At 40.9% G+C, this 22,254-nt stretch carries 24 protein-coding genes and 1 tRNA gene; 1 reads left to right on the forward strand and 24 read right to left on the reverse strand.

Annotated elements, in window-relative coordinates; genetic code table 11:
* Window positions 1–114: 114 nt before the first annotated feature.
* The 19 genes from ACIQXU_RS19890 to ACIQXU_RS19980 form a co-directional block, all read right to left on the reverse strand.
* Window positions 115–192 (reverse strand) — tRNA-Val (locus ACIQXU_RS19890).
* Entirely contained in the window at window positions 186–965 is a 780-nt protein-coding gene (locus ACIQXU_RS19895) for a sulfite exporter TauE/SafE family protein (protein WP_402991906.1), read from the reverse strand. The genes ACIQXU_RS19890 and ACIQXU_RS19895 overlap by 7 nt, the downstream gene beginning before the upstream one ends.
* Before the next feature lie 50 nt (window positions 966–1,015).
* Window positions 1,016–1,243 (reverse strand): sulfurtransferase TusA family protein, encoded by a 228-nt coding sequence (locus ACIQXU_RS19900; protein WP_402956509.1) that lies wholly within the window; start codon window positions 1,241–1,243, stop codon window positions 1,016–1,018.
* 39 nt (window positions 1,244–1,282) lie between these two features.
* The gene (locus tag ACIQXU_RS19905; RefSeq protein ID WP_402991911.1) at window positions 1,283–2,410 is read right to left on the reverse strand and encodes an MBL fold metallo-hydrolase; all 1,128 of its coding nucleotides are present in this window, start codon (window positions 2,408–2,410) and stop codon (window positions 1,283–1,285) included.
* A gap of 55 nt (window positions 2,411–2,465) precedes the next feature.
* Entirely contained in the window at window positions 2,466–2,861 is a 396-nt protein-coding gene (locus ACIQXU_RS19910; RefSeq protein ID WP_402991914.1) for a DsrE/DsrF/DrsH-like family protein, read from the reverse strand.
* 33 nt (window positions 2,862–2,894) lie between these two features.
* Entirely contained in the window at window positions 2,895–3,464 is a 570-nt protein-coding gene (locus ACIQXU_RS19915; RefSeq protein ID WP_402991917.1) for a sulfurtransferase TusA family protein, read from the reverse strand.
* Window positions 3,465–3,516: 52 nt separating this feature from the next.
* Window positions 3,517–3,813 carry a rhodanese-like domain-containing protein gene (locus ACIQXU_RS19920; protein ID WP_402991920.1) on the reverse strand — a complete coding sequence of 99 codons (297 nt, stop codon included), beginning with the start codon at window positions 3,811–3,813 and terminating at the stop codon, window positions 3,517–3,519.
* A gap of 19 nt (window positions 3,814–3,832) precedes the next feature.
* Entirely contained in the window at window positions 3,833–4,198 is a 366-nt protein-coding gene (locus ACIQXU_RS19925; protein WP_402991965.1) for a rhodanese-like domain-containing protein, read from the reverse strand.
* A 20-nt stretch (window positions 4,199–4,218) separates the two neighbouring features.
* Complete coding sequence (locus ACIQXU_RS19930) at window positions 4,219–4,698, reverse strand: DsrE/DsrF/DrsH-like family protein (protein ID WP_402991923.1); 480 nt, start codon at window positions 4,696–4,698, stop codon at window positions 4,219–4,221.
* A gap of 162 nt (window positions 4,699–4,860) precedes the next feature.
* A complete protein-coding gene (locus tag ACIQXU_RS19935) occupies window positions 4,861–5,121 on the reverse strand; it encodes a metal-sensitive transcriptional regulator (RefSeq protein ID WP_402875404.1) in 261 nt (86 codons plus the stop codon).
* A 207-nt stretch (window positions 5,122–5,328) separates the two neighbouring features.
* A complete protein-coding gene (gene pssA, locus ACIQXU_RS19940) occupies window positions 5,329–6,075 on the reverse strand; it encodes a CDP-diacylglycerol--serine O-phosphatidyltransferase (RefSeq protein ID WP_402991926.1) in 747 nt (248 codons plus the stop codon).
* A gap of 289 nt (window positions 6,076–6,364) precedes the next feature.
* Window positions 6,365–7,810: a long-chain-fatty-acid--CoA ligase gene (locus tag ACIQXU_RS19945; protein WP_402991929.1), complete on the reverse strand. Its 1,446-nt coding sequence runs from the start codon at window positions 7,808–7,810 to the stop codon at window positions 6,365–6,367.
* A 9-nt stretch (window positions 7,811–7,819) separates the two neighbouring features.
* A complete protein-coding gene (locus ACIQXU_RS19950; RefSeq protein WP_402991932.1) occupies window positions 7,820–7,978 on the reverse strand; it encodes a hypothetical protein in 159 nt (52 codons plus the stop codon).
* A gap of 42 nt (window positions 7,979–8,020) precedes the next feature.
* Window positions 8,021–8,425: a PaaI family thioesterase gene (locus tag ACIQXU_RS19955; protein WP_402991935.1), complete on the reverse strand. Its 405-nt coding sequence runs from the start codon at window positions 8,423–8,425 to the stop codon at window positions 8,021–8,023.
* A gap of 164 nt (window positions 8,426–8,589) precedes the next feature.
* On the reverse strand, window positions 8,590–9,738 hold the full coding sequence (locus tag ACIQXU_RS19960) for an acyl-CoA dehydrogenase family protein (RefSeq protein WP_402991938.1): 1,149 nt from the start codon (window positions 9,736–9,738) through the stop codon (window positions 8,590–8,592).
* A 106-nt stretch (window positions 9,739–9,844) separates the two neighbouring features.
* Window positions 9,845–11,017 carry a thiolase family protein gene (locus tag ACIQXU_RS19965; RefSeq protein ID WP_402991968.1) on the reverse strand — a complete coding sequence of 391 codons (1,173 nt, stop codon included), beginning with the start codon at window positions 11,015–11,017 and terminating at the stop codon, window positions 9,845–9,847.
* Between the two features lie 56 nt (window positions 11,018–11,073).
* A complete protein-coding gene (locus ACIQXU_RS19970) occupies window positions 11,074–12,351 on the reverse strand; it encodes an MFS transporter (protein WP_402991941.1) in 1,278 nt (425 codons plus the stop codon).
* A 319-nt stretch (window positions 12,352–12,670) separates the two neighbouring features.
* Entirely contained in the window at window positions 12,671–14,281 is a 1,611-nt protein-coding gene (locus ACIQXU_RS19975) for a long-chain-fatty-acid--CoA ligase (RefSeq protein WP_402991944.1), read from the reverse strand.
* A gap of 345 nt (window positions 14,282–14,626) precedes the next feature.
* Window positions 14,627–15,808 (reverse strand): thiolase family protein, encoded by a 1,182-nt coding sequence (locus ACIQXU_RS19980; protein ID WP_402991947.1) that lies wholly within the window; start codon window positions 15,806–15,808, stop codon window positions 14,627–14,629.
* Between the two features lie 355 nt (window positions 15,809–16,163).
* Between ACIQXU_RS19980 and ACIQXU_RS19985 the strand changes: the two genes are divergently transcribed.
* Window positions 16,164–16,583: an Hsp20/alpha crystallin family protein gene (locus tag ACIQXU_RS19985; RefSeq protein WP_402875388.1), complete on the forward strand. Its 420-nt coding sequence runs from the start codon at window positions 16,164–16,166 to the stop codon at window positions 16,581–16,583.
* Between the two features lie 59 nt (window positions 16,584–16,642).
* Here the strand turns inward: ACIQXU_RS19985 and ACIQXU_RS19990 are convergent, their stop codons facing one another.
* The 5 genes from ACIQXU_RS19990 to ACIQXU_RS20010 form a co-directional block, all read right to left on the reverse strand.
* Complete coding sequence (locus ACIQXU_RS19990) at window positions 16,643–19,777, reverse strand: AAA family ATPase (RefSeq protein WP_402991950.1); 3,135 nt, start codon at window positions 19,775–19,777, stop codon at window positions 16,643–16,645.
* Entirely contained in the window at window positions 19,774–20,919 is a 1,146-nt protein-coding gene (locus tag ACIQXU_RS19995) for an exonuclease SbcCD subunit D (RefSeq protein WP_402991953.1), read from the reverse strand. Before ACIQXU_RS19995 ends, ACIQXU_RS19990 begins: the two co-directional genes overlap by 4 nt.
* A gap of 140 nt (window positions 20,920–21,059) precedes the next feature.
* Window positions 21,060–21,488 (reverse strand): DUF2621 domain-containing protein, encoded by a 429-nt coding sequence (locus tag ACIQXU_RS20000; protein ID WP_402956425.1) that lies wholly within the window; start codon window positions 21,486–21,488, stop codon window positions 21,060–21,062.
* Between the two features lie 84 nt (window positions 21,489–21,572).
* On the reverse strand, window positions 21,573–21,878 hold the full coding sequence (locus ACIQXU_RS20005; RefSeq protein WP_402956423.1) for a DUF3219 family protein: 306 nt from the start codon (window positions 21,876–21,878) through the stop codon (window positions 21,573–21,575).
* Window positions 21,879–22,001: 123 nt separating this feature from the next.
* Window positions 22,002–22,229, reverse strand: coding sequence for a sulfurtransferase TusA family protein (locus ACIQXU_RS20010; protein WP_402991956.1), 228 nt, complete (start codon window positions 22,227–22,229; stop codon window positions 22,002–22,004).
* Between the last annotated feature and the right edge of the window lie 25 nt (window positions 22,230–22,254).

Below are 22,254 nucleotides of genomic sequence, written 5' to 3' on the forward strand. Positions count from 1 at the left end.
GTTTGTCCAATTTCTGTGTAACGCATAAAAAAACAGCTAAAAATCAAGGTGTCAGAAAATAAACAAAAAGCCGCAAACCCTTGATACACAAGGACTTGCGGCTTCCAGAAATGATGATTCCGACTGGGTTCGAACCAGCGACCTCTACCCTGTCAAGGTAAAGGTCTAATCTCCTTTTACCAACCCTACACCAAAATCCCCATCCAAATCTTTACTGCTGTTGCTAATATTAATAGTGCCAATATGACTTGAAGGATTTTTGTGTTCATTTTCTTCCCTGCCATTGCACCAAGTGGAGCTGCGATGATACTTGCAACTACCATGATGATTGCCGGATAATAGTCAACTTGGCCTGTAGAGATCTTGCCGACGGTTGCCCCAATGGAGGAAATGAAGGTAATGGCTAGTGAAGAGGCAATGGTTACCCTCGTCGGTATTTTCAAGACAACGAGCATAATCGGAACAAGTAAGAAGCCTCCGGCCGCCCCGACAATCCCGGAACCTAAACCGACGATCAGGGCAAGTGTTGCAGCTAACCATTTATTAAATTTGACCTGGTCTAATGGGATATCATCGATACCTTTTTTCGGTATGAACATCATCACCGCCGCTATTAAAGCAAGCAGGCCATAGACGATATTGATACCGTCTTCCGACATCGATTGCGAACCGAAACTCCCAATTACGCTTCCTATCAATACACTGATACCCATGTAGAGGATAAGCGGCTTGTTTAAATAACCACCCTTACGGTAAGCCCATACACCCCCGATGGAGGCGAATAATACTTGTACGGCGCTGATACCTGAAACTTCGTGGGCACTGAATGACGCTAAACCGAAGATCGGCGGGATGTATAAAAGCATCGGGTACTTGATGATCGACCCGCCTATGCCAAGCATTCCTGAAATATAGGAGCCAATGAAACCAATTAAAAATATGGTGATGATAAAAGTAATGTCCATGTCAGTCTCTCCTTTAGAAGAAGGGAACCTAATTGGTCCCCTTATCTTTATCAGCCTTTTCTAATCCAGAATTTCAACACGCCATTATCTTCTGCCATTTCAATTAGCTCATGTCCGCCTGATTTTGACCAAGCCGCTAAATCTGCTTTTGCGCCTTTATCTGTTACATGTATTTCCAATACTTGACCGGATTCCAATTCATTCATCGCTTTCTTTGTTCTTACGATTGGCATTGGACAAGCCAAGCCCTTAGCATCTAATATCTTTTCTGATTTCATCATGATAAATCTCCTCTATTCATAGTTTTTTGTGATGTTTTATCGTACCGCACAACGATTCGGTCCAATTTCCATTTCACGTTGTTTTTCCTCATCAGGCGTGATTTTCCCCATGTTCGTTTGACGGATTTCTTGGTAAGCATTCGGTTGTGGAGGTAGGTTTCCCGTTACCATCTTTCTGAACTCTGCTTCGTCTGCAATATTCAGGCCATGATTTTCTTCAAACAACGATCCTAACTTCTTAGCGACACTGCCGTCTTCGTTCAATTCTTCAATGATCATGAAATGAGATGGAAGGACAATCAACTCGTCTGATAGTTCTTTGTAACGTGTATAAAGGGTTTCTCTCAAGTCGCCAACCCAATCCTCAGCCAATCCAGCTAAATCCGGTCTACCAATCGAATCGATGAATAGAATGTCCCCTGTCAAAAGGTATTTTTCATCGACAACAAATGAAGTAGAACCAATTGTATGTCCTGGAGAATATAGAGCTTGGATTTCAATATCTGTATGACCGATTTTGACCACTTTACCATTCTCTAAAGGCTCATATTCAAAGACCACTTCCGTTGCATCTTTTGGCGGCAACCAATACGTTGCATTCGTGCTTTTTGCGATTTGTCTACCACCTGAAATATGGTCAGCATGTAAGTGTGTATCAAATACTTGTGTGATCTTTGCACCGATGCTTTCTGCAAAATCAAGGTAAGTATCAATCATCCTAGTGGAGTCAATAAGGGCTGCTTCTCCATTGGAAACGACCATGTAGGACAAGCATCCTTTTCCAAGACGGATAAATTGATAGATCTCCCCACCATCCTTCAAATCGCCAATTTTCAATGGCTCTAAGTGTTCACTCCACGCTTTCATTCCGCCCTTTAAGTAAGAAACTGTTAGCCCTGCATCAGATAGCATTTCTGCTACCATAACGGATGAGCCTTCTTTTGCACATACAACCAGAACTTCCTTATTGGTAGGAATTTTATCCATGATTTCTTCCACACCATCTAGCAATTCGAAGTACGGCATATTAAAGTAGTCGAAACCCGCTCCTTCAATTTTCCAATCGTTAAAATCATTTTCATTACGAACGTCAAAGATAAATAGCTCATCTTTATTGATTACTTTCTTTGCCACTTCTTTAGCTGTCATTTCATTGTATGGCATTCTATATACCCCCTATAGTATATTCCATTTCAAATTTTTTTCTTTTTTTTAGCTATTAAAATGTTAAAGTAACATCCGCATCTTTAGCGAATTCCAAGAAGGTTACAGCGCCGCCGACTTCAATTCCGTCAACGAAGTCTTCTTTCACTAGTCCCATAACATCCATTGTCATTTGGCATCCGATAAATGTAACGCCTAATTCTTGGGCCATAGCAAGTAATTCTGGAATGGCCGGTACATTGGCCTTTGCAAATCCTTCCGCAAAATGTTCTTTGCCTTCTGGCATCGGAAGTTGTTTATTGCCTTCCTTGTGGATTAAGTTTAATCCTTCAAATGTGAAGAAAATGGCAACCTTTTGATCTGTTGCTGCCGCTGCTGTGGCAATATTAAAAACTTTATATGCGTCAAATAATCCACCGTTACTAGCGATGATTGCTACCTTTTTAGTCATCCTTCATTCCTCCATATTAGTAGTAGTTTTTTATTAATTCACTGATTTTTCTGTCGGACCATTCCATTGGCTCATGCCAGGCATGACATTGATTACTTGCTTAAATCCTGATTCTGTAAGTTTTTGTGCAGCTAGGTCACTCCTGCTCCCAGTACGGCAAATCACGTATATCTCGGATTCTTTATCCAGTTCACTTAGACTGCCATCCAAATCACCCAGGGGAAGGGATTTCGCCGTTGGAATGTGTTCAAAAGCATATTCTGCCGATTCTCTTACATCCAACACAACAATATTTGGATTTGCCTCTATTTTTTGTTGAAGCTCCTCATTCGAAACAACGTTCGGGTGTCTCTTTTCCATACTTTCTTCTCCGCTTGACTTACGAAGGTAATGTTTCAGAACAGTTCCTTCTTCGACTGTACCTAAATATTGATGACCTGTACTCTCTGCCCAAGCTTTCATGTCGGCCGTTGAACCTTTATCCGTTGCTTGGACTTCCAATACTTCACCGGACTCCAAGGCATTTAAAGCCTTTTTGGTTTTGACAATGGGCATCGGACATGCTAATCCTCTTGCATCTAAAACAGAATTTGTTTTAATCATGTTTCTTCCTCCTCGATTTATACTGCATGGGGTATTTAACTATTCAAAAAAATTACGCGGTTGGTCCGTTCCAGGCAAGCATTCCGCCTGTCATATTGATTACTTGGTACCCATGATCCTCAAGTAGTTTTACGGCCTTTGAACTTCTTCCACCAGAGCGGCAGACCATGATATATTCTTTTGACTTGTCCAGATCTTGCATCTTGAATTCTATTAGTCCTAAAGGTATATGCATGGCAGTCGGGATTTTCCCCGTTTTCACTTCATCCACTTCACGTACATCGATAATATTCACTGGTGCCTTTTGATTTAAAAGAGTTTCGACTTCCTGTGTTGAAATTTCCTTCATAGCAGACTTCCTCCTTTTATTAGTGCCAAGCACTCATTCCGCCTTTAACATTCGTGATTTCTTTGAATCCCATTTTTTTCAATAACTTACTTGCCTTACTGCTTCTCATACCACTTTGGCAGATTACGAAAACTTCTTGGTCTTTAGAGAGTTCTTTCACTCTATTTTGCAGTTCGTATAAGGGAATGTTTTTAAATCCCTTGATATGGTTTCCCCTAAACTCATTAGGCGTCCGGACATCAATATATTGCTTACTTTTATTATTCAATTGTGTTCTTAATTCGATCGTAGTAATCTGTTTAATCCCTTTTGCCGGAATAAATCGTTCATACAAGAACCAGACAATTACAGCAATCATGAGGATATTTAATAGTGTACCCAATATAGCTTGATTCCTCCCTTACCTTAGATAAATAAGTTGACGTTACCATCTTCTGCGTCAGCTAAATAAGCAGCCACACCCGCATATTCAATGCCTTCTAGTAATTCCTCTTGCTGCAAGCCCAGTAAATCCATGGTCATTGTACAAGCGATTAGTTTCACTTCTTGTTCTTGGGCCATTTCGATTAAACTAGGGAGGGACATGGCATTATGCTTTTTCATGACATGCTTGATCATTTTAGGACCCATGCCTGCAAAGTTCATGTTGGATAATCCCATTTTATCTGCACCACGCGGCATCATTTTGCCAAACATCTTTTCAAGGAAGCCTTTTTTCAGTGTCAATGGCTCATCTTTTCGTAATGCATTCAACCCCCAGAATGTATGGAAAATGGTCACTTCATGATCGTAAGCCGCCGCTCCATTCGCAATAATGTAAGCAGCCATTGCCTTATCGTAGTCTCCACTAAATAAAATGATCGTCGTTTTTTTCTGTTCTGTCATTAGTATTTCCCCCTGAATTTAAATTACCCTATTGGGTATTTTTTAAAAGTTACCTTTATTCCATTATACACCCAGGGGTATATAATAAGCTAAAAAATAATAGTAGTCAACCCAATTGGAGAGCTGGCCAGTCTATATAATTGTGTTATTTATTGGACAATATTATCTACTTTTAATTAGTAATTCAACAGCTTCTTTGACAAGGCTATCTGTATCTTCGCCTTTCATGACATTCTCCCTCACACATTGTTCAAGATTTGCGCTAACAATGACTCCCATCGTCCTATCAATGGCATTTCGAGCTGCTGATAACTGAGTGACGATATCTCTACAGTCCTTACCTTGTTCCATCATGCCTAGCACACCTTTAATTTGACCTTCAATTCGTCTTAACCGATTGATGACGCTTTTATCGTATTCCATGATCTATACCCACCCACCTATCTATATAGACAAACAAAGAACCTGTGGAACAATTTATATCCCAATAATATACCTATAGGGGTATATTGTCAAGCCAAGTTAATCCACTTTTATTTCGAACAAAAACTAAGGACAAGACGGTTTCTATTAATCAAAAAAAGGGCTACCCCAGAAGTCATTATCCATGCCTTTTGGGACAGCGCCTTTTTATTGTTTCATCCTTTTCTTACGAATCACTTTGATTTTCTGCTTTTTAACTTTCTTTTTGTTTGGGAATTTGGGTTCTTTTTCTTTTATATATCTCACCACAATTAACAATATATAGGTTCCTAAAGCAATATAGAAAGATATCGGCACAGATTCAAATTTAGATTTAGCCACTAAATAAAATGAATAGAATAAAAACAAGGTAATAAGAACACTATTCTTCGGTCTGCCAACTTTTTTAAAGCTTGGGATTTTCATTGTACTTACCATCAATATACACAGTCCATAATATAGGATAATAAATATCCATAATGGTACGGACCCGGAAAACAAGACGAAGAAAGCCACAATTCCGCCTGCTAATGTGATGGGAACCCCTTTAAAGTATTTTACAGATTCCGCTTGGTCGGTAATGTTGAAACGAGCTAATCGGTATGCACCGAATAGAGGGAACAAACTGGCGATTAGCATCCCAACTTGTCCAAAGTCGTTGAAATATGTATGTATGGCTAAAAAGGCGGGGGCTACTCCAAAAGATACGATATCGGCAAGTGAATCCAATTCTTTCCCCATTTCATTAGATACCCCAAGGATCCTTGCTACCCTGCCATCCAATGCATCCAGCATTAACGCGATAAAGATCAATATTGTCGCATTTCTAAGATCACCAGTAATAATACATCCTATCGATAAGAACCCACATAATAAATTTCCCAAAGTCAGCATATTAGGTATATGTTTTTTCATCCTACACTTCCTTAATTCCTAAATTAAACTTTCCTTTGCTTTTACATTGATTTGAAAAAGCTTAACTTGTTCTCCTCTAATTATAACTTCATACCAGTATTATGGCTAAGATTATATTTACAAGTCCCTCTATTCCCAATTATAGGTTTCCAGGCACTATTCTTAAATATATTCTTAGTAATAAAAAATAGGACATAAACAATGATGAACATCGTCTTGTCCTTAATGTAGAATATGTAGTACGACCAAGATTTTTCAGGATTGTGAATCGTGCGGAAAGTGTAAAGGCCTATCGACGATAAGTCCTTAAACTATTTGTCCTCTTGCCTTCTTCCTCAACCAAAACCCGTCGTAAAATTTTCCCGACCGCTGACTTCGGCATAAGTTCCCTAAACTCTATCACTCGTGGAACCTTATAATTAGCCAAACGTTCATTGCAGAACTTTATGATATCCTGTTCTGTTGCAATTACCCCTTTCTTTAGCACGATTATAGCTTTGACGGTTTCCCCGCGATAGGTATCCGGAATGCCAAATACGCAAGCTTCTTCCACTCCGGGATGCTGATAAATGACTTCCTCTACTTCAATCGGATAAATATTATAGCCGCTTGCAATGATTAGCTCTTTTTTCCTGCCCACAATAAAGAAATACCCTTCTTCATCCATTGTGGCTATGTCTCCGGTATATAACCAACCCTCCCTTAATGCCATTGAAGTTTCCTCTAGATTTCCCCAATACCCCTTCATCACCTGTGGACCCTTAATGATTAGTTCCCCTGCCTGATTGTACGGCAGCACCGCTTTCCCCGTTTCGATATCGACGATTTTGGCATCAGTGTTAGGATAGGGAATACCAATGCTTCCTATCTTTCTTTGACCTTTTACTGGGTTTCGATGGGTGGTAGGTGAAGTTTCCGACATGCCAAAGCCTTCTGATATTGACACACCGAATTTACGCTCAAATTGATGGATAACTTCCACTGGAAGGGGCGCCGAGCCACAGCTGCAGTATTTAAAACTGCTGAGATCTTGCGCTGTCAAATCCGGATGATTTAGTAAAGCGATATACATGGTAGGAACACCTGGAAAAATGGTCGGTCTATGTTTTCTAATCAAATCGACGACCTTGTTTATTTCAAATCTCTCTAGAGTGATGTACGTTGCTCCCGCATAAACGGCACTGTTCATCCTGCCATTACCGAATACATGAAACAGTGGCGTCAATCCAAGCATACGCTCACCCGGTTTTTGCAGTTGAAGGGCGTTTGCTGTATAGGTAAAATCTTGTATGACATTGGCAATCAGGTTGAAATGAGTGAGCATGACCCCTTTGGCTCTTCCTGTGGTTCCTCCTGTATATTGAAGTAACGCAATATCTTCTTTTGGATTAATATCCAGCTCAGGGAGTTCATTTTCCTCTTCTGCTATCCATGAATAGTAGCTGTCTTCCTGCAATTTATTTGCTGAAATAATCGTGAGCCTATCTGCCAAACCAGTTTGTACTATCTTTTTCTTTTGTTCATCATTTCCAATCAACCATGTGGCATTGGAATCCCGTAATATATAGGCTAGTTCATTTGCCTTATACATCGGGTTCACTTGTACCACCACGCCTCCCAATCGGTGGATTGCATAATAGGCAATGATATATTCTATACAATTGGGTAACATCAATGCGATTCTATCCTTTTTTTTTAAACCCCCGCGAGTATAATGAACCTGCAAAACGATCAATTTTTCTCTTCAATTCCAAATAAGAAAGTTCTCTTTCTCCATCAATAACAGCTTTGGTGGAGGGTAATGTTGTGCTGAATGGTCCACTATTTCGTATAGAGACATTAAAGGAATTTCTACTTCAAAGGGGGTATCTTCCGGATAAGATTTCTGCCACACTCTCTTCATTGGCTTCACTCCTTCTTCTTTTTCCACCGCCAATCACTATTTTCATTCGTCTCGAATCAATTTGAATACCCCTGTACCTTTTGCAATGAGATTTCCAGCGGAATCTTTTATTTCTCCTTCTGCAAAAGCGGTTTTGTATCCCTGCTGAAGAACCTTGGCTTCCGCAAATATTTCTCCTGCTGACAGGCTGCCGAGATAATGAACAGTTAAGCTCGTCGTCACAACACGTGCTTTAGTCAGAGAACGTATCACTATCCCAAGAATGGTGTCAAGCATGGTCGCATGAATACCCCCGTGCAGCGTTCCATTTACATTAAGCATATGTTCCTCGATATTTAATTTCAGACGGACATTTCCTTCTTCAAATTGAATGACTTCAAATCCAATATATGCAAAGAATGGACTGCTCTCGAATTGGTTGCGAATATCCTCCACGTTAGTAGTCAATTTTCACTTTCCCCCTCATGATTTCCGCTTCATCAAAAAACAAAATCCTATTACCTTCCACGTTTGGAACTAGACAGATTCCCGTAGAACTGTCCAGCTCCCTTTCCTGAGATGCAGTCCTGATTGTATGCGCTCTTACATTACTTGATTCTAAAAAACACGAATCAATACTCATCCAATATATTTCTGGCAATGATGAGCCGTTGAACTTCGTTTGTTCCTTCATAGATCTTTGTAATGCGAGCATCACGATAAAAGCGTTCCACTGGATATTCTGCCATATACCCCATACCCCCGTGAATTTGAACCGCTTTATCCGCTACTCTATTAAAAACATCGGAAGCGAACAGTTTAGCCATGGAGGCTTCTTTGATCACCTTTTTCCCCTCATCAATCTTTTGTGCTGCCATCATTGTCAAGGCCTTTGCGGCTTCTGTTTCTGTTGCCATATCCGCTAGCATCCATTGTATGGCTTGATTATCAGCAATTGGTTTACCGAATTGAATCCGCTCTTTTGCATATTTGGTAGATAGCTCGATTAATTTGCCGCATGATCCTACCGCTCTTGCGGCAAGTCCGACACGTCCTTCCCCTAATATTCTAAGAGCTGATATATACCCCATGCCCACTTCACCAATGACATTTTCTTCAGGAATGATACAATTTTCAAAAATGACCTGAGATGTATACGAACCTCTTAATCCCATTTTCTTGTCCTTTTTACCGACAGTGACCCCAGGGAAATTTCTTTCTACCAAAAAGGCAGTGATCCCGCCTTTTGCCCCCTTATCTTTATCCGTTAACGCAAAAACTGTGTAAACATCAGCAATCGGTCCATTGGTGATGAAATGCTTTGTACCATTCATCACCCAATAATCGCCCTTTTTCTCTGCAGTCGTCGCCAAATTGGTCGCATCCGAACCTGCACCAGGTTCGGATAAAGCGAAAGCGGCTATTTTATTACCCGCTGCCATCTCAGGCAGATATTTATTTTTCAACTGTTCAGATGCAAGCTTTACCAGGCCCGTGCTTCCAATACCGGTATGAGCACTTATTAACGAAACAAACCCATTGTGCGTTCTGCCTAACTGCTCTAATACCGTCGCCTTTTCTACTGTATTCAAACCAATTCCACCGTATTGTTCCGGTATGCTAATCCCAAATAATCCGAGTTCTTTGGACATTTCAACAAGATGTTGTGGGATGAGATCCTCTTCTTCAATTTGTTGGGCTAGAGGCTCTACTTCCTTTTCAACAAAATTCCGAATCATTGCTTTCATTTGTTCCATTTCTTTCGTTAAAGTAATGGTCATAATTCAAATGCCTCCTAATAGTGGATTTTTTTAATTCGTCTGATTCGCAAATGGAACAATTCTATTAAAAAAATGCTAGTGAATTTCCTTCCGAATTTAAGAAAAATCAACCTTCCCGTTCTAAGATTGTGGCAATTCCTTGCCCACCACCAATGCACGCCGTAATGAGAGCATATCTTCCTTCAGATCGTTTCAATTCATGGGCCGCTTTCGTGATCAGAATTGCACCTGTGGCACCAAGTGGATGTCCGTGAGAAATCGCCCCTCCATTCACATTCACTTTGGCTGGATCCATTTCCAGTTCCCGATTACAGGCAATTACTTGCGACGCAAAAGCCTCATTAATTTCGATAATATCCATATCGTTTAGCGAGAGCCCTGATTTTTCCATGACCTTTCTTACTGCTGGAACCGGTCCGATTCCCATGATGTTGGGATCGACACCAGCAACCGCGTGTGCTCTAATCACCGCTAGAGGTTTAATTCCCAATTCATCTGCTTTCTCCCTAGACATAATGACAAGAGCAGACGCCGCATCATTTAAACCCGAACTGTTTCCGGCCGTTACGGAGCCACCTTCAAGGAATGCAGGAGGAAGTTTCGCTAGCGCTTCTTTGGTTACTTGCGGACGTGGATGTTCATCTACTTTGAATCCTACCGGCTCTCCATTTCGAACCGGGATGTTCACTGAAACAATTTGTTCAGTAAAGCGTCCCTCTTCCATCGCTCTCGCCATCTTTTTCTGGCTCTCAATGGCGAACTCATCTTGTTCTTCCCGGCTGATCTCATATTTTGCAACTAAATTTTCGGCGGTAATTCCCATCGGTGGATTGCCTACCTCTTTTGGAGATAACTGAGATTTCCTGAAATTTGGTGGAGAAGAGCTATATGGTTTATCCGGACGATCCATCAAATAAGGAGCCCGGCTCATGCTCTCCACTCCTCCAGCGATATATACGTCCCCATCACCCGCCCAGATTGCTTGTGCAGCCAAATTGACCGCATTGATTCCGGACCCACATTGGCGATCGACCGTTAAACCCGGTAATTGCATGGAAAGACCTGTCTGAAGGGCGGTTAATCGAGCGATATTGCCTCCTCCGCTTAAAACATTCCCCATGATGACATCGTCCACCATTTCAGGAGCTACATTTGCGCGTTTCAATGCCTCTTTTACCACTTCTGCCCCAAATACGTGTGCGGGTACTGTCGCTAGTGCGCCCCCTTGCTTCCCAATCGCCGTTCTTACTGCTGAAACAATGACAGCCTCTCTATTCACATCTCTATTCATTTCCTCATCCGCTCCTCTTTTATATTTTTTATGCTGGGTAACTCTTATGAAGATTTCAAATCATAATCTTCTGTTGGTCTGATTTCCTGCCCATCTTTTGACTTAGTTGGCTTAACGAACATGGCAAACAATAAGCCGAATACCAGAACAAGGGCAGCCATGAACAAAATGGACAAGTTATAGCCTAGTATTTTATTCCCCGCCGCTAAACTAATGATATAACCCGTTAGTAGAGGAGCTACAATGCCTGCAAGATTGCCTGAAGACGTTAAGATACTTGTCATCAGTCCGCCGCGTTCACGCATTTCATTGATCATGATCGTTGGTCCAATCGGTAATATGGAATAGGTGAGACCTTTAGCCAGGCACATTGCAAAAATCACCCAAATTGGATTTTGAAAGACCATGATGGAAGATAGGAATAGTGAACCCATGATCATTGCTCCAGCTACAACCAAGACCCTGGATGAACGCCAATTCTGATTTTTCTTGAATAAGTAATCCGATAACATGGAAACACCCATATAAATACATACGGAAATGACTCCAATGATTGCTATGCTCGTGCCCATCTGTCCGGGTGTCATATTTACCACTTCCACTAAATAAATCGGTAACCAAACGGAAAACCAGACGACCAGAATATACGTTGAAAAATATGCGAGTGTCGTAAATAAAGCGGTTGGAGACGCTAAAAGTACAAGAAAGTCTTTCAGTTTGAATTTCTCCATCTTTTCTTTCTTTTTCTTCTGTACCTTCTCATATACTTCAACGGGATTTTCCTTTGTTAAAAACTGAAATAAGAAGAACCAGATAAGACTTGCTACTCCAAGACTAGCAAAGGCCACTTTCCATCCAAAAATGGTAATCATGGAAACAAGAAGCGGTGCAACAATCATCGCACCAACCGTTCCCCCTCCCACCACAACCGAGTTGGCTAATCCCCGTTGTTTCGGGGGGAACCACTTATCCGCATGGCTATAAGCAATAGGGCTATAGGGCCCTTCGAATGCCCCAAGTAAGATTCTATAAATAATTAATAGTGGCAAAGCAGCGATGGCCAAAACACCAAATTGTAAAACAGTCCATGTCAGCATGATGAACCCCAGTACTTTCTTGGCCCCGAGCTTATCAGCCCATGCTGCTCCAAAAATGCCCGTTACAGGATAGAGCCAATAATAACTGCTTCCTACAAGTCCCCATTCGGCATAAGAAAGATCGAATTCCTTCATGATCGGCACAGCGGCCAGTCCGATTATTGATTTATCGGCAAAGTTAATGACCGCTCCGAGGAATAATAGAGAAAGAACAAACCAACGCATGTGAATCCCCTCGTTTCTTTGTGAATAGATAATCTTGTCTTCTTGGTGGTTGAATTATCGCTTCTGATGGTCGAATTACTTGCTATCATGGTTGAATTATCTGGCTGTGTGGTCGAATTAATGCCTTTCTTGGTTGGATTCATTACGAAACTAGAAATCTCATTAGAACCTCCAGTCACATATAGCAGTAGTACCTGGCCACTGAGGAATGAAGAACATTCATCTTCGAAAAAAGCATATCTTCCGACTTCCCGATTTTCTCCACTGGAATGCTATTGATTCTTGCTTCCACTACCTCCATTAAAAAGCTGGGTCCGCTTCAATCCTTCTTTGTCCTCTTTTCCAGTTCCTCTTTTATAAGCAACCTTTTTAATAGTTTGCCAACGGTGTTTCGCGGCAGTTCCTCCCTTACTTCAAATTGCTTCGGAACCTTATAGGGTGTCAGCTGGGTATAGCAATATCCTTCAATTTCCTCAAGGTCAATGTTGGCATCCTTCTTTGGAACAATGAATGCCTTTACGACCTCTCCTAATTCTTTATGCGGTATCCCCACCACAGCCGCCTCCTGAATATCCGGGTGCTGATAAAGGACACCTTCCACCTCTTGCGGATATATATTAAACCCGCTAATGATGATCATTTCTTTTTTTCTGCCGACAATGTAGAAATACCCCTCTTCATCCACTGAAGCAAGATCGCCTGTATACAACCAGCCATTTTGGAGAGCTTTTCTCGTTTCCACCTCGTTATTCCAATATCCCTTCATAATTTGTGGGCCTTTTATAAGCAGCTCTCCCACCCCTTTGGATGGCACTTCATTATTGTCCTCGTCTACGATCATACAATCGGTTCTAGGAAAAGGAATGCCGACACTCCCGATTTTCCTTTTACCTAAGGGTGGATTACGATGTGTGGAAGGAGAGGCTTCTGATAACCCAAAACCTTCTCCTATAGAAGCACCTGTCAGCTTCTCGAATCGATTAATGACTTCAACTGGCATGGGTGCTGAGCCACAGGAACAATTTTTCAGACAATCCAGTCCATATTTTTCGATTTCAGGATGATTGACGAACGCATTGTACATCTTTGGAACGCCTGGAAAAAAAGTCGGACGGTACTTTTGAATATTCATTAGTACATTTTGAATCTCGAATTTAGGAAATAATAGAATGGCAGCTCCCATATAAATTCCGAGATTCATGGCACTTGTCATCGCGTAAACATGATAAAGCGGTGTCGCTGCCAGCACGACTTCCTTTCCGGGCACCATCAAATCCCCATACATTTCAAAGCTCTGTATAACATTGGAAGTCAGATTGTAATGGGTAAGCATCGCTCCCTTCATTTTCCCCGTCGTCCCTCCCGTATACTGGATGACCGCAATATCTTCAAGAGGATTTATCGTTTCAACTTCCTTGATTTTTTCTCCATTTTCTATCAAAGAACGTAGGGATAGGCCGTCTAATTGGTCATCGTCCGTCTTTATGCAGATTGAAAAATCATATATCGCTTTTGTTTCTTCAATGGTAGTAGCGGCCAATTGGTCATACACAATATATAGAGCATTAGAATCCACTAATATTTGGAGCAGTTCCCTAGGCTTATACATAGGGTTCAGTTGAACAACAATGAGTCCCAGCGCTTGTGCAGCGTAATAACTGATGATGAAATAAGGATGGTTGGCCATCATAAGGCCAATTCTTTCACCTTTCACGAACCCCATTTCTTTCCACTTACCTGCAAGTTTATCTACCTGTGATTTCAGGCTTTTATAATCCATGAGATGGCCTTCAAAAATAATGGCTGTATGATCAGGGAATTTCTTTGCTGATTGGTCCAGTAGTGTATAGACGGAAATTTCCGGTAGAAGTAATGACGACATTCCTTCTGCATACCATTGCTCCCATGGTTGTTTTACTGTTTTTCGCACCTTTAACCCCTCCATTTTTCTCAAATCCGATTCTTCTACATATGGTTTACACATATAACAATGCAAGTTTCATGCCAAATCACACACTGGGGAAACAGCTAATTTTTTAGAGTGATCAAATTCATTTTTGAATCTTACTCGTTATAAAGCCTTTGTTTTAAAGGATTCATCCATAACCTGATAATTCATTTTTGAATTTTTCTCATTTACCAGAAAATCAAAAAACCCAACCTTCTACAATAAGGATGGGTATACTAGCATATTAAGAGAAAGTGCAGGTATAATCGGTGGCTAAGTTTTGTGTTTTAATGAGTTAAGCTTAGTGAAGAGTTTTTCAAATCCCTATTAAGCCAATTCCAATAAAATGGCCATCCCTTGTCCACCGCCAATACATAGGGTTGCCATTCCGTATTTCTCTTGGCGCCGTTGCATCTCGTGAATTAATTTGGTCATGATAATGGCCCCCGTTGCCCCTAGTGGATGGCCTAATGCAATGGCTCCACCGTTGACATTGACATTAGCGGGATCTAGCTTGGCTTCCCGTATAACAGCCAATGATTGTGACGCGAATGCCTCATTCAACTCGAACAGTCCGATATCTTCAACTGCCAGTCCAGTCTTTTTCAATAGGTTCTCGATCGCGGGAACGGGACCGATTCCCATATAACGTGGATCGACACCAGCTGTAGACCAGTTTACAATCTTGGCAATCGGTTTGATATCAAGATTAAAAGCCTTTTCGCGGGTCATCAAAACTAAAGCACTGGCACCATCATTACGGCCACAGGCATTACCAGCCGTGACTGTTCCATCACTTTTGAAGACGGGCTTCAAATGGGACAGTTTTTCTATCGATGTTTCTCTTGGGTGCTCGTCCACTTGAAATACTGTTGTGCTTTTCCTAGTCTTTATTTCAACCGGAACGATTTGAGATTCGAAGGAACCAGACTCAATCGCCTTTCTTGCCCTTCTTTGGCTTTCTACAGCAAAGGCGTCCTGGTCTTCCCGGGAAATTTGGTAGGTTTCCGCTACGTTTTCTGCTGTTATCCCCATCCCCAAATCTTTTCCATACACTTCGGTTGGCTGCTGTCCATTTTCAAGATTAGAATCAACTAGATGAGGGTTTCCTTCTCCAAATCGTGAATTTCTGAGGTAAATGGGGGCTCTACTCATATTTTCCGCTCCACCTGCCACGACAATATCATCCGGATTAAAAGCTAGATGCTGAACACCGGAAATCACTGCCTGTATGCCTGAAGCACATAGGCGGTTTACTGTATAAGCCGAAGCTTCAGGAGGGATACCCGCTCTTAACGCGGCAACACGTGCTAGATTTGAAGATTCGGTCGACTGGCGCACTTCACCAAAAATCACTTCATTTATCTGCTCGGGTGCCAGACCTGCTCTCTCGATTGCATCCTTAATGACCGTTGCCGCTAGATGACCCGCTTGTACATCTTTTAGTTGTCCTCCCATTTTACCTATAGCCGTACGGTTCGCACTTACAATGACAAATTCATGTTCCATTCCAGTTCCTCCTAGCTTCTTAAAGAAAAAAAGGAAAGCAGGTCAATCTGCTCTCCTCGATTTTTCTGTTTATACTGTTATCTTCTTCATGAACGAGTCTAAATCCTCTTTAGTTTCGTGCATTAATTTTGCTTGTATCGATTAATGGTTTTGCCAGCACCAAAATTTTATCGGTATTCACTTCGTATGGCTCGTATGGCGCAAAGATAATAATCATTGCACTGAAAGAAAATCACCGTTGTGTTTGTATCTAATCCACATATATTTTAGTTAAGTTAGAAAGTTTTCCTAATTATCACCATTTTCGATACTTCCAACATATAATACAAACAAAGGCAAAACCGGGGGTATCCACATGCAAGATAAACTACATGATGTACAGATGAATGAGGTAAAGGTTTTTGATGAATGGGTGAAAAAGTTTTTTCTTAATCCGGAGACAAGTAAATTGGACCATCAATTATTTACAATTGACATTTACGAAAGTGATGACGAGTATATGGTGGAAGCAATATTGGAAAACCATGAAGCAAAGGATATTAAAGTGCGTTTAAAAGATAACGAAATTTTGATTACCGTTGAAAAGCCTCACAAACCTTTTCAAAAGCTATTTCATAAAGATAAAGCGATTACATCACCTACACAACGAAAAATTTCTTTCCCTTTTTCCATCTGTTCACGAAGGATCACTGCCGAGTTTACCCACCCATCATTAGTGATTCGTATTCATAAGTATTCCCCCGGTAAAGACCAAGATAGTATTCAGATCGAATAGCTTTAAATAAAAAAGAATGGCTCCTGAAGCTACTTGCTTCCAGAGCCATTCTTTTTTTATTAGCCAGCAAAATTAAATGTTGTGGTGCTTCCATTTTGAGTGGATGTGACTTGAAGCTGTGCATCGATTCGTTCTTTCAATTCAGGAACATGGGAAATGATGCCGACTAACCGTCCACTACTCTGGATATCCATTAATGCTTCAATGGCATGATCCAGTGATTCAGGATCGAGAGTACCGAAACCTTCATCTATGAACATCGTTTCCAGGGAAATTCCTCCTGCATTCTGCTGGACAATATCTGCAAGCCCAAGAGCAAGGGCAAGCGAGGCTTTAAAACTCTCTCCGCCAGAAAGCGTTTTGACATGCCTTTCCTGTCCGGTATATTGGTCATATACTGACAGCTCCAACCCACTTTGAATATTCCTGCGAGTTAGGTCAAGCTTTCGCAATAGCTGATAACGACCGCTCGTCATCTTTAACAGTCTCAGATTAGCTTCTTTAAGAATATCATCTAAAAAGGCAGCCAATACATACCGTTCAAACGTAATTCGGAATGAATTTTGGCCTTTTGAAATCTCTGAAAGATGCCCAACGATGCTATATTTTTCATCCAGGCTTTTCTGCTCTTCTCTAATATATGCCAATTTCTGCTCGATTTCCTGGTTATTCTTTTGTTCAGCCTGTAGTTCATTCTGTGTGTGACGCAACTTTTCCAATTCACCGTCAATGAATTCAAATGTTTTCCTTAACCCCTCCAAGTCCGGTTTTGGTACATCTTTTAACTTCATTTCCAGATCATGAAACAAGCTTATGACACTTTGCCAATTTTGTTCGTATAACTGTACTTGTTTTTCCATAGATTCAAGCACATCTTCAGTCCTTTTGGCTGCTGTATATTCCTTATAAGTAGCAAATCCTTGGTTGGACATTTCCACAACCAGCTTTTCACGCTCTTGATTTAATTCAAGCGTCAATGCATCTATATTCCCTGCGAGCGATTCCTTTTTCGCATGGATGCCCGATTCTTTTTCTTTAACCAATTGAAGGGCTTTTTGTGCCTCTTCCAATGATTTTTGTAACTGCTTCTGCCTTCTGACTGCCGCATCAAATGCCCTTGCATATTCTACTTCAGTACGAATTCCTTCTGGAAGGGAATTCGTTAGGCCTGTAAGCTTTGTTGAGTTCTCAATATACCTGGTCTTTGTAACATCTTCCATTTTCTCTAAAGATGCCAAGTTCTCTTTCAATTGAGTACCCTTCTCTTTTAAGGCAATCAATCGTTTCTCCAATTCGCTTCCTGCATCCTTCTTATCCATTAATGATTGTAAATGCCCTTGTAACTCTCTTCCTTTTTCCTCATACGACTTCAAGTATTCGTCGATAAGCTCGGAAGCGAACTCCGGAACGTCATTTTGTAAATCTGTGTATCTTTCATTCTTGGTGTCTGTGAGTGCCTGGAATTTCGATTCTGCCTGGTAAAATTCACTTTCAGCCTGACTTTTTTGTTTATCGGCCATTTTCACTATATTTTCCTGCTGTTTCAATTCTACATCCGATGGCATATTCTCATGCAAGAGTGCAGGCTCAGGGTGATCAATCGAACCACAGACGGGACAGTTTTCACCATCATGAAGCATGGATGCTAGCATACCAGCCTGGCCGGCACGCCAGTTTTGATTGATTTCCTCTAGTTTTTCTTTTTCCTGGAGATGATGATCGAGCATCTTTTGAAATGTAGACTTTTTATTTTCCAAGACATCCATCATGCATTTACATTCTGAATAAACAGCTTGTAGCTTTCTAAGTTTTGAAAGAAGCTGTTGATTTCTTTCAAACTCTCTTTCTTTCTCTCCATAAAGGATCGCCACTTTTTCGGCTTCCGCCTTTTCAAGGCTGATTTTCTCCATGTCCGTTTCGATTCTAGCAAGCTCTGAAACATTATGTTCACGGAGTTGCTTACTTTTCTTCCACTCTGTTTCATCTAAAGTAACCTGTTCTCTAAGACTTGAATAAGTCAAAACGGCTTCTTTCACTTGTTCAAGCTGATGTACATTCCGTAATGCCTGTTCTCGATCCTCTTCCTTTTTAAGCTCTTGCTCATAAACTTCCTGTTTCTTCAGGCGCTCCTCTAACAATAGTTCGGCCTGCTTGGTTAAATTTTGAAGTTCAGACGTCACCTCTTTTACCTGTTTACCGATTCGCAAGTAATATTGCTCTTGTTTTTCTAGAGAGGCCGCTTTATGAGCCATTTTCATTTGTTCTTTTAACTCCATAATTTCCGGGCGCCTGTTTTCTAAGTCTGCTTTTTCATTTTGTAATCTGTCTTTCTCAGCAAATCTATTCAATAAATCGGCCGCTTTGGATAGCTCTTGGTTGACCTGATCACGGGCATTCTGCTTTTCCTTTAGAAGCTCACCTAAATGTTGATGCTTTTCTGTAGCCGTTGATATCACCGAATGAAGCAAAGGAAGAATTTGTTGTTCATTTGGTTCAGCTGCTTCCAATAAAGATTGAAGCTCCGCATGATCACCCGGTTTGATGCCCTTCATTAATTCAATGCGACGCTGTGCGCTTTTTTCACTTTGTTTCTTAAGAAGTGATGCTTCCTCTTTTAATCTTTCTTCTATTCTCTTATATAATTCGGTATGGAATAACTTTTGCAAAATCTGTTCCTTATCTTTACTATCAGATGTTAATAGTTTACGGAATTCATTTTGCGGAATCATCAGGATTTGCCTAAACTGGTTCGCATCCAACCCAATGAGTACTTTGATTTTCTCTTCAACCTCGCGAACATTGGCTCCCAGTAACTTTCTCCCCTCGCCTTGTACCAATTCATATAGTTCTGCTTTCGCACTAACGGTTGTGGTACCCTCTCCTGATTTCTTCTTTCGTTCCTGCTGTGGAGATCGGGTAACCAAATATGTTTTTCCACGGAGAGTGAATTGCAATGAAACCTCCGTCAAGACGTCATCCTCGGCAAATTGACTTCGTAAATCTTGTCCACTACGGTCTTCACCGCTCGCTTTCCCATATATAGCAAAGCTAATCCCATCAAAAATGGTCGTTTTCCCGGCACCGGTCTTTCCTGAAATGACAAACATGGTCCGTTCTCCCAGTGTATTAAAATCAATGATTTCCTTACCCGCATATGGACCGAATGCTTGCATCGTCAAAATATGAGGTCTCATTTCAAAGCCTCCTCTTTCTTGACAGCTTCAATGACAGAAACCATCAGTTCCTGCTTTTGAGAATCGAACTCTCTATCTGTCATCTCCTGATAAAACGTCTCAAACAAGTCTATTTCAGACTTCCTTTCATCTTTTACGGAGGAATATGATTTTTTTCGTCTCAAATCGGTCAGATCCCATTTCCGTTCCAGATGAAGCACATTCGGGTAAACTTGACGCAATCGGTTAATGGGATCGATGAGCGATCCCTCGTCATTCAAGGTAATCTTCAAATAATCGTCTACTTTTTGGTTTTGATAAAAAGTAACGTCAAGTAATTCTTCCATCGTGCCTGAAATCTCCCTCATATCATACTTAGGGGTCAGGGACCGATAGCGAATCTCAAAGTTACCATCTTCTCTCATTTCAACGATGGATAGCGACTTATTTTGTTTAGCTTCAGAAAATGAATACTTTAAAAGTGATCCGGAGTAATAAACCTTTTGATGTCGAATTGCATCCGGGCTATGTAAATGCCCAAGTGCCGTATAATCGAATGCATCGAATAAATCGGCTGTCACACAACCAGATCCACCCACTGACAGAACCCGTTCTGAATCGCTCGTTTTACCACCCAATACAAAAGCGTGTCCCACCAATACATTCGGCTCGTTTGGATTAAGCTTTTCCTCTATAGCCCCTGTTATCCTTCTCATCGCCTCTTGATGGGAATGGATGCTTTCATCCTCGAAAACGTGACGAACCGTCCCTGGTTCTGCATAAGGAACACAGTAAAAATTAACACCTTTGATATGGACTGGTTCACATGTTTTTGTCAGTTTCCCGTGAATGTATAACTGGCTATGGCGGTACCATGATGAGCCAAATGATAACCTTTCAGCCGAATCGTGGTTCCCTGATATGGCCACAATGGGGATTTTCATTTTTACATTGATCGTATAAAGAATCTCATCAAGTAGCTCAACCGCCTCAGTCGGTGGTACGGAACGGTCATAAAGATCACCGGCAATGACCACCGCATCGGGTTTTTCCTCTTCGATTATCTCAATAAATTGTAGCAGGGCATGACGTTGGTCATCCGTCATATGGACCCCGTGAACAATTTTCCCTAAATGCCAATCGGCCGTATGGATAAATTTCATCGTTTCACTCCGTCCTCGTTTTTCTTACTACTATTATATCAAATATTAAAAAGAAAGCCTTGATAGAGTACAAACGTTCTAATTATTACCACAATCCATAATAAAAAAGGCACACTCTAAAGAGTATGCCCACCCTGCCTTCAGCTAAATAAATGCTGATAGGGATCCATATTCACTTGTCGTTCCGTCAACTTTTTTTGTAAAAACTTATGATCTCGTTTGGGTGTGGCAATGATATACCCACGAATCACCAAATCTTCTGTTATATCCGGTGCCTTTTCTTTCAAAGCCAATTCACCGATTTTACCAGCGATTTTATGACGGGCCACATCACGAAAAAGTTCCGGTACAGGGCTTACTAAATCTTCAAGTAAATCCTTTTGCTGTTGTGACCATAAGTGGTTCGTTTGTTCCAAGTAATACTCTTCCCAATCCATATCTGATTTCCCGTCTTCTTTCGGGAATCTCTTTAAGAACTTCCGAAACATGAAAAAGCCACCAATGCTCATCAACGTTACTAAAAGGACTACCCAAAAAAGGATAAACCATAAAAACCAGCCTCCTAGCAAAGAACCACCTCATATGTATAAATTAATTTATCGTTACCATTATTATAGACAATAACCCATTTCTTTACAAGGCTGGTAATGGAATCAATCTTGAGAATCTACTTCGATTAACGTAAGGGAAAAGTCTCCCACAGCATTTTCTTCATATAAATTCGTAAGCGATGTTGAATAGTTGAAGATTTCTGCCCGGTATTCTTCTCTTGTCTCAGGAATCTTTAAATCAAAAACCATTTGATAGAGCAGCGTTGTGATATCATGATACTCCTCGCTCGTTACTTTAAAATCAAAACTAATCTTTCTAAGTTCTCCGCTTTCAGGGTTCTTTATAGATTCGGCATGAAAATTTGTGACCTGCAGCGAAACATCATTCAATACAACTTCATCAACCATTTCATTAACAACTCCTTAGTATATTAGATTAAAGTTATGTTACCACTCCGACTGCTTAACGCCAACGATTTAGCTTCAAAATAGAAAAAAACGTGCTAGGGAATCCCCGGCACATTTTTTCTATTAATTCCCTTTTTTAACGATTATACGCCATTGAGCGTCATCGACTTGTTCAAATTCCGTAATTTCATGACCTTCCGTTGCAGCCCAGCGAGGGATACTTTCCGTTGCTTGGGTGCAATCGAAATTGATGATCAATTCTTCCCCTTTTGTCATACCTGCAATTGCTTCTTTAGCCTCTACTAATGGAAACGGACAAACCATTCCTGATGTCTCTAATACCTTTGCCATTTTACTCCACTCCTCTAATTAATGT

The organism is Peribacillus sp. NPDC097284 (assembly GCF_044761765.1).
In the GTDB taxonomy this organism is placed as follows: domain Bacteria; phylum Bacillota; class Bacilli; order Bacillales; family DSM-1321; genus Peribacillus.